The sequence below is a fragment of the Kibdelosporangium philippinense genome (assembly GCF_021390435.2).
In the GTDB taxonomy this organism is placed as follows: domain Bacteria; phylum Actinomycetota; class Actinomycetes; order Mycobacteriales; family Pseudonocardiaceae; genus Kibdelosporangium; species Kibdelosporangium philippinense.
In genome coordinates, this window is the sequence record NZ_JAJVCN010000003.1 from 94,163 (window position 1) to 108,161 (window position 13,999).

Genomic DNA, 13,999 nt, shown 5'->3' on the forward strand with positions numbered 1-13,999 from the left:
ATCACCCGGCAGCACTAAAAATACCGGGAATTCCGGGATTCCGCGTGTCGCCCGATCTCACAGGTCAAGAAACGGTCGGTAAATCCGGGGCAGCTACGTCGTACGTCTTGCCAGGGCGTTGCAGCAATGCCGCGAGCACCATCGCCTTGCGCTCGGAATCCGCCGCGTTGCCCCACTTCACCAACTGCCCCGTGGTGAGCCTGAGCTGCACGTCGCCTGGGGTCTTGGCGGCCAGCGTGACCACCCGTTCCTTCAGCTGTGGCGGAATCCTGCCGAGTACGTCGACGACCGCACGGGTCGCCGCGTCACCGGTGCCCAGTGTGGCGACCTCGATCGACGGAAGTCCAGCAGGCGCTTGGGGGACGACCGCGTAGTCGGCTCCGGTCGCGTCGACCATGTGTGCGCCGTCGGCGAGCTTGGCGTACGCCACCGGGGTTCGTTCGGTGATGATGATCTCCACCGTACTCGGCCACGAGCGCTCGACGCTGACTTTCGCGACTCGTGGCAAAGTGGCGACCCGGTCGGCTATCTCGCCGGTGTCCAACCGGACCAAGGGTTTGCCCATCTCCACGGCGGCGACCGTGCGCACTTCGTCCGGTGTCAGGCCTTCCAGGCCTTGGACGTCGACCGAGCGCACGCCGAGGACTGGCGTGAACAAGATCACGTAAAGCAAGCCGACGATCCCGAAGAACACCAGAACGACCATCCACCGGCGCATCAACGCCCGGCGGCGGGTCGGCCGCAGCAGTTCCCGCTTTTCCCTGCGCTCGCGAGCCGCCGCGCCCGCACTGCTGGCGGGGCGGCGGCTCTCGGGACGCGTAGGCGTGGTCATTGCCGGTCCAGTGCGGCAATCAGTTCGGGACCGAGCGAGGTGACGTCACCGGCACCCATGGTCAGAACCAAGTCCCCGTCTTTCGCCAATGACGCGACCAGCCCGGGCACCTTGTCGAACGCGGGCTCGTAGTGCACGTGGTCAGTTGGCAACGGGACAGCGTCGGCGATCAGCGCTCCGCTGACGCCCGGCTCCGGCGCTTCGCGCGCACCGAACACGTCCAGCACCACGACCTCGTCGGCCAACGCGAGCGCTTCGCCGAACTCCTTGGCGAACATCCGGGTCCGCGAGTAGAGGTGCGGCTGGAACACGACGAGCACCCGTCCGCCCGCGGCTGCCGGACGCACGGCTCGCAACTGTGCGGCGACCTCGGTCGGGTGGTGGGCGTAGTCGTCGTACACGCGAACTCCGCGAGAACGGCCCTTGAACTCGAACCGCCTGCGCACGCCACCGAACGCGGCAATGCCGTCAAGCAAACCCTCGAGCGGCGCGCCGAGTTCAAGCCCAGCGAGCAAAGCAGCCAGCCCGTTGAGGGCCATGTGCTCACCAGGAACCGCGATGCCGACTTCGATCTCCTTGCCTGCCAAGGAGATCACCGCACGACCGGCACCGTCGACCGGGTCGTACGACAGCAGCCTGGCCGAGTCGTCACCGTCCGCGTCGCGGCCGTAGCGCCGTACGCGCAGGCCACGTGCTTCTGCTCGCTCGGCGAGTGCGGCCGCGCCTGGGTCGTCGACACAGACGATGAGCACGCCATCGGAGTTCAGCCGGTCCACAAAGGACTCGAAGACCGCCGTGTACGCCTCTTCGGTGCCGTGGTGGTCAAGGTGATCGGCCTCGACGTTGGTCACGACCGCGACCGACGGCGAGAACACCAGGAACGAGCCGTCACTTTCGTCTGCCTCGGCGACAAAGATCCCACCGGAACCCTGGTGCGCGTTCGCGCCGGACTCGTTGAGGTCGCCGCCGATCGCGAACGACGGGTCCAACCTGCAGTGTTGCAATGCGACAGTCAGCATCGACGTTGTCGACGTTTTGCCATGCGTACCAGCGATGCAGGCGACCCGGTGGCCGACCATCAGGCCAGCCAACGTTTCCGAGCGGTGCAGCACGGTGATGCCGCGCTTGCGTGCCTCGACCAGTTCCGGATTGTCCTCTTTGATCGCTGTCGAGACGACCACAGCGGACGGCCCGTCCGCCAACAGATCGAGGTTCTCGGCGGCCTGGCCGACGGCGATCCTCGCGCCCTGTGCGCGCAGCGCGAGGAAAGTCCGCGACTCCTTGGCGTCCGAACCGGACACTTGCAGGCCACGGGCGAGCAGGATGCGCGCGATACCGCTCATCCCGGCGCCACCGATGCCGACCAGATGCGCCCGCTCCAGCACGGCAGGGGTGGTGATGGTGCTGCTCACTTGCGCACCACGTCCAGCACCATCTTGGCCAGCACGTCAGCGGCCGAGCCGTGCCCGGTGCTCTGCGCGGCGGCACCCATCGCGGACAGCCTGCGCGGGTTGGTCAGCAGCGGCAGCAGGACCTCCCTGAGCTTGTCCGGGCTCAGTTCGTTGTCCGGGATCATGATCGCGCCACCGGCGGTGACCTGGGGACGGCAGTTGAACGCCTGCTCGCCGTTGCCGATGGGCAGCGGCACGTACACGGCGGGCAGTCCGACAGCCGAGACCTCGGCAACGGTCATCGCGCCGGACCGGCACAGCACAGCGTCGGCGGCCGCGTAGGCGAGGTCCATCCGCTCCAGGTACGGCACCGGCACGTACGGCGGTGCGCCCGGGATCTGCTGGACCGCCAAGGTGTTCTTGGCGCCGTGCGCGTGCAGGACACCGATCCCGGCCCTGGCGAACTCGCTCGCCAGCGGGGCCACCGAGTTGTTGATCGACACCGCGCCCTGCGAACCACCGAACACCAGCAGCGTCGGCGCGTGCGGGTGCAGCCGGAAGAACCGGCGCGCCTCGTCACGCAGTGCCTGCCGGTCAAGCTCTGTGATCGACTGCCGCAACGGGATCCCGATCACCTCGGCGTTCGGCAATCCCGAATCCGGCACGGCGGCGGCGACCCTGGCCGCGTACCGGGCACCGACCTTGTTCGCCATCCCGGTACGGGCGTTCGCCTCGTGCACCACGATCGGCAGACGGCCACGCGCGGCCAGATACGCGGGCAACGACACGTACCCGCCGAACCCGACGACGACATCCGCGCCGACCCGGTCGAGCACGTCGCGGGTCTGCTTGATCGCGCGGCGCACGTTCAGCGGCAGCTTGAGCAGGTCCATCGTGGGCTTACGCGGCATCGGCACCGGCGGGATCATCTCCAGCTGGTAGCCACGCGCGGGCACGATCTTGCCTTCGAGGCCGCGCGGCGTTCCGAGCGCGACGACCCGAGCGTCTGGCCGGGCACGCCGCACCGCGTCGGCCAACGCGAGTGCCGGTTCGATGTGCCCGGCCGTGCCCCCACCGGCCACCACGACACACGGTCCCTGGTTAATGACGTCCTCCTTCGTCCGCACGGGGATGGCCGGCACGGCCGCGTGCCGAACGCCTGTGTTCCCGACGGTGTTCCGGAACCGGAACGCTACGACGAGTCCTGCGGCGCTCGTTCAGCTGGCGCTCCGACGTGCCTGCCCGCCGGGAAGCCGGTTCGCGGCGTCCGGTCGCTCGTGGCGGCGTGGACGGTCGCGACGGCTTGCGCTTCTGCGGCGGGTTGTACACGTCGGGGGCGGGCAGCTTCATGAGCCGGCCGAACCGACCTGGTCCCTGCGAGCGTAGTGCGGCCACGGATTCGGGTTCATGGCGAGCACAGTTTGCGAGGATCCCGAACACGAACATGGTGACCACGATCGAGCTGCCACCGGCGGAAATCATCGGCAGCGTGATTCCCGTGACGGGCAGCAGGCCCACCACGTAGGCGATGTTGATCGCGGCCTGGCCGACCAGCCACACCGTCAAAGTGGCGGCGACCATCCGGATCCACGGGTCGATGTTGCGGGCGGCGATTCGCAGGCCGACCACGGCGAGCATGGCGAACAGCCCGAGCACCAGCGCGCAGCCCAAGAACCCCAGCTCCTCGCCGATCAGCGCGAAGATGAAGTCGTTATGCACGTTGGGCAAGTACTCCCATTTCGACTGTCCCTGCCCGAGGCCCCGGCCGAGCAGACCGCCGTCGGCGAGCGCGTACTTCGCCTGCAGCGCCTGGTGTCCCTTGCCGGTCGGGTCCGCGTCCGGGTTGAGGAACGTCAGCACGCGGGCCAATCGGTAGCCCTCGTTGAGCGACAGCACCACGATGCCACCAAGACCACCGAGCGTGGCGGCACCGAACAGGCGCATCGGCGCGCCCGCAAACCACAGCAGCGCGAACAGAACGACGATCAACGTGACCGTGCCGCCCAGGTCGGGCTGCATCATGACCAGCGCGAACATCAGCAGCGCGACGGGGACCAGCGGCACGAGCAGATGTCGGTACTGGTGCAGCATGGCTTTCTTCTGCACCAGGACGTGCGCGCCCCACAGCACCAGCGCGAGCTTGGCGACCTCGATGGGCTGGAACGAGATCGGGCCGATCACGAACCAGCTGGTCGTCCCATTGCGTGTGGTACCGACCACCAGAACCAGCACCAGCAGGCCGAAACACACCGCGAGCGCGGGCGCCGCGAACTGCCGCATCTTCTTGAGCGGCATCCGGACCGCGACCCAGAACGCCACCGTGCCGATCACCACGAACAGCAGCTGCTTCTTGAAGACCGTGTACACCGACGAGCCGGTGTCCAGCGACACGACCGAGCTCGCGGACAGCACCATCACCAGACCGAGCACGGTCAGCAGACCGAACACGGCAAGCACCAGGTGGAAGCTCGCCAACGGTCGGCCGAGCCATGCCGTCAGCAGCGTGAAGACGCTCGTGCGCTTGCGGCGTTCCGCCCTTGCGCGCTTACGCTCCTCGCCCGGAGTGAGGGTGGCTGTCATGACAATGCCTCCCTGTCACGCCGACGCCTGGACTGCCTTCGTGAACACCTCGCCGCGGTGCACGTAGCCCTCGAACATGTCGAACGACTTCGCAGCGGGCGCGAGCAGGACGACATCACCAGGGCATGCCAGTGCGCGGGCCGCGCGTACCGCTGCAGTCATGGCCCCATGGTCTCGTGAATCCAACCTCGTGATGGGGACCTCGGGGGCGTGTCGCTCCACAGCTTGTGCGAAAACCTCCTGATCAACGCCCATGAGCACGACTCCGCGTAGGCGGTCGGCCACGCTGGCGACAAGGACGTCGACCTCGGCGCCGTGCAGTTCGCCGCCTGCGATCCACACGATGTGCTCGTAGGCCATCAAAGACCCGGCCGCGGCATGGGTGTTGGTGGCCTTGGAGTCGTTGATGAACGGAATTCCGTCGATCTGGCCGACCAGTTGGACCCGGTGCGGCTGGGGTTGGTAGCTACGCAGGCCTTCGCGGATCGCTTCAGGGCTGATGCCGTACGCCCTGGCCAGCGCGGCTGCGGCGAGCGCGTTGCTGACGTTGTGCAGGCCAGGCGGCTGAACCTCGTCGACGCGGCACAACTGGGTGTCGCCGTCCACGAGCCAGCCGTCGGTCACGCCGAACCGGTTCGGACCAGGCTCTCCGACCGTGAAGCCTTCGCCGACGCCCCCGGACAGCCGGACCGACCATTCATCGTCGGCGTTGAAGATCCGGGTTTTCGCGCCCCGGTAGATCTTGGCTTTGTCGGCCGCGTACGCCTCCATCGAGCCGTGCCAGTCGATGTGGTCCTCGGCCACGTTGAGCACAACGGCCGCGTCCACATCGAGGGACTCCAGCCAGTGCAGCTGGTAGCTGGACAGCTCGACCGCCAGCACCTCGTAGCCCGCACGGACCGCGTCGAGCACCGGCAGACCGATGTTCCCGCAGGCCACGGCCTTCACCCCGGCCGCGAGCAGCATCGACTCCAGCATCGTGACCGTGGTGGTCTTGCCGTCCGTGCCGGTCAACGCGAGCCAGGTCTGACCGGACGACAACCACCTGGCCAGCTCGACATCACCGATGATCTCGATGCCCGCGTCGGCCACGGCCTTGTGCAACGGACTGTCCGGCTTCCAGCCTGGCGTGGTCACCACCAGGTCCGTGCCCTCGGGCGGGGCCGTCAGGCCTGGCCGCGCGAGGTCACCGAACTCCCGCAAGGACTCGGGCGTACCGCCGGTGATGGTGACGCTGACGCCGAGGTCCACCAGCGCGGCCACGACCGAGCGCCCGGTCACGCCGCCGCCGATGACCAGGACGTTGCGCCCGACGAGATCAGCCCGCGCCACTTGCCGCCAGCCATTCGCTGTAGAACAGGCCGAGCCCGAACATCGCACAGACGCCGCCGAGCAGCCAGAACCGGATGATCACCGTGGTCTCCGCCCACCCGGCGAGCTCGAAGTGGTGGTGGAAGGGTGCCATCCGGAACACCCGTTTCTTGGTCATCTGGAAGACCCCGATCTGCACGATCACCGAAAGCATCTCCACTACGAAGATGCCACCGATCACGATCATCAGCAGCTCGGTGCGGGTCATCATGGACAAACCGGCGACAAGGCCACCCAGTGCCAGCGAGCCGGTGTCACCCATGAAGATCTTGGCCGGTGCGGCGTTCCACCACAGGAAGCCGATACACGCGCCCATCGCCGCGGCGGCGACGATCGCGAGGTCGAGCGGGTCGCGGGTCTCGTAGCAGGCCGGGCCGAGCACCGCGGAGCAGTCGTTACGCAGCTGCCAGAAGCAGATGACCACGTACGTACCGAACACCATGGCCGCGGAGCCACCGGCCAGGCCGTCGAGGCCGTCGGTGAAGTTCACCGCGTTCGACCAGGCGCCGATGATGCCGTAGCAGAACACCACGAAGCCGACCGTGCCGAACGAGATGAACGAGATGTCCCTGATGAAGGACAGGTTCGGCGAGGCGGGCGACAGGCCGTTCTCGTCGACGAACCGCAGCGCCAGGATGGCGAACGTGATACCGACGACCAGCTGGCCGACCAGCTTGGCCGTCTTGTTCAAGCCGAGGTTGCGCTGCTTGCGGATCTTGATGAAGTCGTCGAGGAAGCCGACCAGGCCGAGGCCGGTGGTCAGCATCATCACCAACCAGCCGGACGCGGTCGGCGACTCGTCCCGGCCCATCAGCATGTTCACGCCGTACGAGCCGAGGTAGCCGACCCACATGGCGACCATGATCGCCACACCGCCCATGGTCGGGGTGCCGCGCTTGGACTTGTGGCCCTGCGGGCCTTCCTCGCGGATCTCCTGCCCGAAGCCCTGCCGTGAGAACAGCTTGATCAGGTAGGGCGTGAACAGGATGGAGATCACCAGCGCGATCGCGCCGGCGATACCGATGCCGATCACTTACTGTCCTCCAGGAGGGCATCGGCGACTCGCCACAAGGCCGCGGATTTCGAGGCCTTGACGAGTACCACGTCACCAGGTCGTAGTTCGGTTCGAAGCAGCGCGATCGCCGCGTCGACGTCCGGCACCAGCACGGATTCCTCTCCCCATGAGCCTTCGAGGTGGGCGCCCTGGTGCATAGCCCGTGCGTCTTCTCCCACCACCACAAGCCGATTGATGTCCAGCCGGACCGCGAGCCTGCCGATCCCGTCGTGCGCGTTGACGTGCTCGGCGCCGAGGTCGGCCATTGTTCCCAGCACCGCCCAGGTGCGGCGGTTTCCCTGCCTGGCGATCTCGACGATGCTCTTCAGCGCGGCCCGGACCGATTCCGGGTTGGCGTTGTACGAGTCGTTGACGAACGTGACGCCGTCCGCCCGGGTGGTGACCTCCATCCGGCGCGCGGACATGCGCTGTGCCTGTGAGAGCCGCTCGGCCACCTCGTCGACCGTCGCACCGAGTTCCAGCGCGACCGCGGCCGCCGACAGCGCGTTGCCCACGTGGTGCTCGCCGTGCAGCGTCAGCTTGACGTCGGCGTTGCCCTGCGGCGTCACGAGCTGGAAGCTCGCGCGCGCCTCGGCGTCCAGCACGATGTTCGCGGCGCGGATCTGCGCGTCGGCGCTCTCGCCGACCAGCACGACCCGGGCCTTCGTCCGGGACGCCATCGCCCGCACCAGCGGGTCGTCCGCGTTGAGCACGGCGACGCCGTCCTCCGGCAGCGCCTCGGCGAGTTCGCCCTTGGCCTTCGCGATGTCCTCACGGGAGGCGTAGGCGCCGACGTGCGCGGTGCCAACGTTGATCACCGCGCCGATCTTCGGCGGCGCTACCTCGGTCAGCTCACGGATGTGGCCCATGCCGCGGGCGGACAGTTCGAGCACGAGGTACTTGGTCTGCTCATCGGCCCGCAACACCGTCCACGGGTGGCCGAGTTCGCTGTTGAACGAGCCCGGCGGCGCGACCGTCGGCCCCATCGGCTTGACGAGCTGAGCGATCAGGTCCTTGGTCGAGGTCTTGCCGGACGAACCGGTCACCCCGACGATCGTCAGACCAGGCAAGCGGTCGACGACATAACGGGCGAGAGCGGCCAAACCGGCAAGGACCGCGGCACCAGAACCGTCCTTGTCGCCGATCAGCGCGAACGAGCCGTGGTTCGCCTCGGTCACCGGAGGAACGATCACCGCGGGCGCGTCGATCTCGCGGGCCGCGAGGGTCAGCCGAGCCCCTGAGGACTTGGCGAAGTCGTGGCCGTCGACCTTCACTCCCGGCAGTGCCACGAACAGGCCGTCCGGCCTGACCTCGCGGGAGTCGAACTCGACCGTGCCGGTCACGACCACGTCGGGCTCGACGTTGTGCAGCCTGCCGCCGACCGCCTCGGCGATCTGTCCGGCGGTCAATGGGATCACAGGGTCACCTCACGGATCGCGGCCGAGAGCTCGTCCCGGTCGGAGAACGGATGCACGATGCCGGCGATCTCCTGGCCGGTCTCGTGGCCCTTGCCCGCGATCACGACCGCGTCACCGGGCTGGGCCTCGGCAACCGCGGCGGCGATGGCCGCACGCCGGTCACCGATCTCGCGCACGTCACCACGGCCCTCAGTGGCCATGGCCCCGGCGATCATCGCCTTACGTATCTCGGCCGGGTCCTCGCTACGCGGGTTGTCGTCAGTCACGATCAACAGCTCGCTGCGGACCGCGGCCTCGTGGCCCATCAACGGCCGCTTGGCCGCGTCACGGTCGCCACCACAACCCAGGACCGTGATCACACGGCCCGTTGTCCGCGCGCGGATCGCGTCCAACGCGAGCGCGACTGCGGCGGGCTTGTGCGAGTAGTCGACGACGGCCGTGAACGGCTGCCCCAAAGCGACACGTTCCATCCGGCCAGGAACCTGAACCTCGTTCAGTCCCCTGGCGATCGCGTCCGGCTCGACTCCGATGACGGTCAGGCACGCGGCGGCCAGCAACGCGTTGGCGACGTTGAACGTGCCGGGCATCGGCAGCGTCACCAGGAACTGAACATCTGGGCCGTGCACGGTGAACGTCTGCTCACCGTCGATCGAGGACGTGATGCCCGAGGCGGTCCACTGGGCAGTCCTATCAGCGCTGTGCTCGGTGCTCACAGTAATTGTGTCCGCCTTGACCAGGCGCGCGCCCCACTCGCCGTCGGTGTTGACCACTTCCTTGGTGGACCGGCCGTCGAACAACAACGCCTTGGCGTTGAAGTAGTCGTCCATGTCCTGATGGAAATCCAGGTGGTCCTGGGAAAGATTGGTGAAGGCACCGACCGAGAACCGGGTTCCGCCGACCCTGCCGAGCGACAAGGCGTGGCTGGAGACCTCAATCGGCACGTGCGTGACGCCTCGTTCCGCCATCACCGCGAACAACGCCTGCAGATCGGGTGCTTCGGGCGTGGTGAACGCACTGGCCAGGCGTTCACCGGCGATCCGGGTCTCGACGGTGCCGACAAGGCCGGTCGTGTGCCCGGCGGCGCGCAGGCCAGCGTCGAGCATGTAAGTAGTCGTGGTCTTGCCGGACGTCCCCGTCACACCGAGCACGGACAGGCGCAGCGACGGCTCGCCGTAAATCCATGCGGCGATCGATCCGAGCACGCCACGTGGGTCTTTGTGGACAAGGACCGGAACGTCCAGATCCGCCAACTGGTCCGCACCCGCGTGGTCGGTGAGGACCGCGACGGCGCCAGCGGCCACCGCGTCACGGGCGAACTGCGCTCCGTGCACGCGGGCACCCGGCAACGCGGCGAACAGGTCGCCGGGCTGGGCATGTTGGGCACGCAAGGTGGCGCCAGTGACCATCCCATCCAGATCGCCATGGGCTGGGTGCGCGTCCGCACGGGCCACCAGGGTGGTCAATGGGACGGGTTCTGTTTTGGCAGGGCGGGGCGGCGCGTTCACAGCCTTGCCCTCGAGCTTCGCGGGCACGCGCGAGAGGCTACCTTCGCTCGTTCGGCCGTCACCCGGCGGTGCTCGATCTTGCCCCGCGTACAGGCGTGGTAGGCGGTCAACCCACCGTCAGCGGCACGACCGGGGACGGTTCCGGCGACAACGGCAAGTTGAAGCGCTGTGCCAGGTAGGACGCGATGTCGTGGAACAGTGGCGCGGCCGTCTTGCCGTTCGGTGCCCCGAAATAGTCGGGCCGGTCGATCAGGATGCCGACAACGAACCTCGGGCTGTCCGCGGGCAGGATGCCGGCGAACGTGATCGTGTGAAGCGATTCACTGTATTTGCCCGTCAGCGGGTCGATCTGTTGCCCGGTGCCGGTCTTGCCGGAGATCTGGAAGCCGTTGAGGGCCGCGGGGACGCCAGTGCCGGTCTGGTTGCCCGGCGCCTTCTGCATGGTCGCGCGGAACATGTTCCGGACCGTGATCGCAGTCTGCTCGCTGACCACCCGGATCCCTTCCGGGCGTGGCTCGACGTGCCTGGTGCCGTCCCGGTCGATTGTGGACTTGATGATCCGGGGCGGCACGCGTACGCCGTTGTTGGCGATGGTCTGGTACGTCCCGGCCATCTGCAGCACGGTCATCGAAAGGCCTTGGCCGATCGGCAGGTTGCCGAACGTCGAGCCGGACCACTGTTTGCGCTCGGGTACCGACCCGGGGCTCTCACCGGGCAGGCCGATGCCGGTCCGCTGGCCGAGGCCGAACTTCTTGAGCATCTCGGCATACCGGTCCTGGCCGACCCGCTCGGCCAGCATCAGCGTGCCGACGTTGGACGACTTGGCGAAGATGCCGGTCGTCGTCATGTTCAGCGGGCCGTGGTCCCAGCCGTCCTTGATAGTCCGGTCGGCGACCTTGTGAGTGTCCAGTACCCGTTGAGTGTCCTCGGGTTTGGTGAGGCCGTCCTCGATCGCGGCCGCCGCGGTCACGATCTTGTTCACCGAGCCGGGCTCGTACGGCGTCGTCACCGCCGGGTTGCCGGTGGCCTGCGGGTTGCCGTACCCGTTGGGACCCTTGGGGTTCGCCGGGTCGAAGCTCTTGTCGTTGGCCAGCGCGTACACCTCGCTGGTATGCGCGTCCATCACGATGACGGACCCGCCTTTCGCGCCCTGCGCGGCGACATAGGCGGCCAGCTTCTGCTGGACGTCGTACTGGACGTCAGCGTCGATGGTCAGCTCGATGTCCGAGCCGTCTTTCGCTTGCTGCACATTGCGTTCCGTGCCGGGGATGACCACACCGTCCGCGCCTTCCGCGGTGTCGACAGTCTGTCTGCCCGGTTCACCGGCCAGTTCGGCGTCCCGGTCGTTCTCCATCCCGAACAGGCCGTGCACGTTGTGCTTGGCGGGATCCTTGTCGTCGGACCGCCAGTTCGCGTAGCCGAGGATGTTGGACGCCACCGTGCCGCCCGGGTAGTCGCGGCGGGACTGCGTCTCGGAGATGACTTCCCGGTACTGCTTGCGGATCTGCCGTTCCTGCGCGGGCAGCACGTCACGGGCCAGCGTGCTGTACTTGTCCGACATCATCTTGGTCAGCAGTTCGTTCTCGTCGACCTTGTCACCGAGAACGGCCTTGATCTTCGCCGCGATCTCCTTGACCCGGGTGTCATAGTCGATCTTGTTCTTCTCGTAGTCCTTGCGCACCACCTGTGGCGACCACGCCAGCGCGCGGGTCTCCACGCTGAACGCGAGCTTCATCCCGTTGCGGTCGATGATGTCGCCGCGTTTCGCCGGAATAGGAATGGTGGTCGCGCGCTGCTTGTTGGCGCGCGTGGTCAACGCCTCAGCCTCGAGCCCCTGTACCTGGACCAGCCGCACACCCGCCGCGATCAACGCGGCGATCAGCACGAACCGGACGGTGACGATGCGCAGCCGTGGATTGGAGGCCACGCGCTTGCGCCGCAGCATCGGCGCCCGCTTCGCCGGTGGCTTACGGGCAGGCGGGCGCGCCGGTTTCGCGGACGGCCGGTGGTTCGTCGGTGGCTTACCCTTCGAACTCGCCTTGCCCTGTGAAGACTTACCTTGAGTCCATTTGCTCTGGGCCGATTTGCCTTGGGGTGGCTTGCGTTTCGGGTAGCTCTGCTGCTGCTTGCGAACCGACGGCGGGATCCACTCGTCTCTTTCCATCAGCCGGTGCCTCCAGCGGGCGGCGCGGTCACCGGCTTGGGATCACCGATCACGCTCACCTTGCCGTCCGGCCCGACGACCAGCCGGGACGGGTCACCCGCCGGGACCATGCCCAGCTTGCGCGCCATGTCCGCGAGCGTGGCCGCGGACTCGAGACTGGTCACGTCCTGCTGCAGCATCTCGACCCGCTCGGCCAGTTCGGTCGCCGCTTTCTTGGCCTGGTCAAGACGATACGAGTCGGCAATGGCCTGTGTGGACAGCCAGAGCGTGCTGATCACGCCAACGACGAGCAAACCCATGATGAGCATGACGAACGAAGCCCGCGACGCGCTGCCGCGCTCGTTCTTCGGCCGCGGCGGCCGCGGCCTCCGTTGGACTGGCTCGCCTGTGCGGCCTTCGCGCTGGGCGCGGCGTGCGTACGCCTTCTCCGCCGCGGCGGTGCGCGGGCGGCGTTGCGTCCGTGTTGGCGCTTCGGTCGTCTCCGGCGTTGCTGTGGTGGCTTCCGCGTCAGCCTTACGACGTGACTGCGACGAGCGGCCGCGCGAGGATGACCCGCCTACCCTTGCCGGTGCGGTCATGACGCCTCCCTGATCCGTTCCGCCGCCCGCAGCCGTACTGGTGCCGCGCGTGGGTTGTATTCCGTCTCCGCCTCGTCGGCCTGCTCGGCTCCCCTGGTGAGCAGCCGGATCTGCGGTCCGTGGCCTGGTAGTTCGACCGGCAGGCCCTCCGGTGTGGTCGATTTGGCCAGCTCCGCGAACGCACGCTTGACCAGCCGGTCCTCCAGTGACTGGTAGGACTCCACGACGATCCGGCCGCCGACGCTCAGCCGCGACAGCGCCGCGGGCATCGCCCGGCGCAGGACTTCGAGCTCGCCGTTGACCTCGATCCGCAGTGCCTGGAACGTGCGCTTCGCCGGGTGCCCGCCCGTCCTGCGGCTCGCCGCGGGCACGGCGTTGTAGAGCAGCTGCACGAGGCGTTCGCTGTTGCTGAACGGCTCGCGTTGCCGTTCCGCCGCAACAGCTTTGGCGATCTTCCCGGCGAACCGTTCCTCGCCGTAGTCCCGCAGGATCCGGGCGAGGTCAGGCACGTCGTAGGTGTTCAGCACGTCCGCCGCGGTGATCCCGGTGCTCTGGTCCATCCGCATGTCCAGCGGGGCGTCCTTGGCGTACGCGAAGCCCCGGTCGGCCTCGTCGAGCTGCATCGACGACACCCCGAGGTCGAACAGCACACCTTCCACGGTCGCCATGCCGAGCTCATCGAGCACGTCCGGCAACTCGTCGTACACGGCATGGACCAGGTGGACTCGGTCTTTGTACGGCGCGAGGCGCTCACGGGAGAGGGCGAGCGCGTTGGGGTCGCGGTCCAGCCCGACCAATGTGACCTGGGGATGCGCTTGGAGCAGGGCTTCCGAGTGGCCACCGAGGCCGAGGGTGCAGTCCACGAGGACCGCTTGTGGTTCAGCCAGCGCCGGGGCGAGCAACGCGAGGACCCGCTCCAGCAGCACGGGTACGTGCCGCGGATTCTCGCGCGTCATGGTTCTCGACCCCTCTGCAGGTACTGCTCGTGATTCGTCCGGCGAGAAAACAGATGCCGTCAGGTCCCAGCCCGGAGAAGCGAACCTGGCGCCGGGGAAGGTGCGCCAGGGTCGATCGCCACCGGGCCGAGGCCTCACGGCATCCCGCGA

At 67.7% G+C, this 13,999-nt stretch carries 11 protein-coding genes; all 11 read right to left on the reverse strand.

The features are described from left to right. Nucleotides 1-64: 64 nt before the first annotated feature. On the reverse strand, nt 65-832 hold the full coding sequence (locus LWC34_RS32285) for a cell division protein FtsQ/DivIB (protein ID WP_233729070.1): 768 nt from the start codon (nt 830-832) through the stop codon (nt 65-67). After that, nucleotides 829-2,244: a UDP-N-acetylmuramate--L-alanine ligase gene (gene murC / locus LWC34_RS32290; protein ID WP_308200172.1), complete on the reverse strand. Its 1,416-nt coding sequence runs from the start codon at nt 2,242-2,244 to the stop codon at nt 829-831. Before murC ends, LWC34_RS32285 begins: the two co-directional genes overlap by 4 nt. Next, nucleotides 2,241-3,356 carry an undecaprenyldiphospho-muramoylpentapeptide beta-N-acetylglucosaminyltransferase gene (gene murG / locus LWC34_RS32295; protein WP_372496742.1) on the reverse strand — a complete coding sequence of 372 codons (1,116 nt, stop codon included), beginning with the start codon at nt 3,354-3,356 and terminating at the stop codon, nt 2,241-2,243. The genes murC and murG overlap by 4 nt, the downstream gene beginning before the upstream one ends. Then, entirely contained in the window at nt 3,325-4,803 is a 1,479-nt protein-coding gene (ftsW, locus tag LWC34_RS32300; protein WP_233729072.1) for a putative lipid II flippase FtsW, read from the reverse strand. Before ftsW ends, murG begins: the two co-directional genes overlap by 32 nt. A gap of 15 nt (nt 4,804-4,818) precedes the next feature. Then, entirely contained in the window at nt 4,819-6,135 is a 1,317-nt protein-coding gene (gene murD, locus LWC34_RS32305; protein WP_233729073.1) for a UDP-N-acetylmuramoyl-L-alanine--D-glutamate ligase, read from the reverse strand. Next, nucleotides 6,122-7,207, reverse strand: a complete 1,086-nt coding sequence (gene mraY, locus LWC34_RS32310; RefSeq protein WP_233729074.1) for a phospho-N-acetylmuramoyl-pentapeptide-transferase — start codon at nt 7,205-7,207, stop codon at nt 6,122-6,124. Before mraY ends, murD begins: the two co-directional genes overlap by 14 nt. Beyond that, nucleotides 7,204-8,646: a UDP-N-acetylmuramoyl-tripeptide--D-alanyl-D-alanine ligase gene (locus LWC34_RS32315; protein ID WP_233729075.1), complete on the reverse strand. Its 1,443-nt coding sequence runs from the start codon at nt 8,644-8,646 to the stop codon at nt 7,204-7,206. The genes mraY and LWC34_RS32315 overlap by 4 nt, the downstream gene beginning before the upstream one ends. Next, nucleotides 8,643-10,178 (reverse strand): UDP-N-acetylmuramoyl-L-alanyl-D-glutamate--2,6-diaminopimelate ligase, encoded by a 1,536-nt coding sequence (locus tag LWC34_RS32320; protein WP_233729076.1) that lies wholly within the window; start codon nt 10,176-10,178, stop codon nt 8,643-8,645. Before LWC34_RS32320 ends, LWC34_RS32315 begins: the two co-directional genes overlap by 4 nt. Nucleotides 10,179-10,257: 79 nt before the next feature. Further along, a complete protein-coding gene (locus LWC34_RS32325) occupies nt 10,258-12,315 on the reverse strand; it encodes a peptidoglycan D,D-transpeptidase FtsI family protein (protein WP_233729077.1) in 2,058 nt (685 codons plus the stop codon). Beyond that, entirely contained in the window at nt 12,315-12,893 is a 579-nt protein-coding gene (gene ftsL / locus LWC34_RS32330; RefSeq protein WP_233729078.1) for a cell division protein FtsL, read from the reverse strand. Before ftsL ends, LWC34_RS32325 begins: the two co-directional genes overlap by 1 nt. Continuing rightward, nucleotides 12,890-13,849, reverse strand: coding sequence for a 16S rRNA (cytosine(1402)-N(4))-methyltransferase RsmH (gene rsmH / locus LWC34_RS32335; protein ID WP_233729079.1), 960 nt, complete (start codon nt 13,847-13,849; stop codon nt 12,890-12,892). Before rsmH ends, ftsL begins: the two co-directional genes overlap by 4 nt. Nucleotides 13,850-13,999: the final 150 nt, after the last annotated feature.

Bases quoted from the DNA above. Each gene is read 5' to 3' on its own strand.
- LWC34_RS32285 (WP_233729070.1), bottom strand. From the start codon at position 832: ATGACCACGCCTACGCGTCCCGAGAGCCGCCGCCCCGCCAGCAGTGCG.
- ftsW (WP_233729072.1), bottom strand. From the start codon at position 4,803: ATGACAGCCACCCTCACTCCGGGCGAGGAGCGTAAGCGCGCAAGGGCG.
- LWC34_RS32325 (WP_233729077.1), bottom strand. From the start codon at position 12,315: ATGGAAAGAGACGAGTGGATCCCGCCGTCGGTTCGCAAGCAGCAGCAG.
- ftsL (WP_233729078.1), bottom strand. From the start codon at position 12,893: ATGACCGCACCGGCAAGGGTAGGCGGGTCATCCTCGCGCGGCCGCTCG.
- rsmH (WP_233729079.1), bottom strand. From the start codon at position 13,849: ATGACGCGCGAGAATCCGCGGCACGTACCCGTGCTGCTGGAGCGGGTC.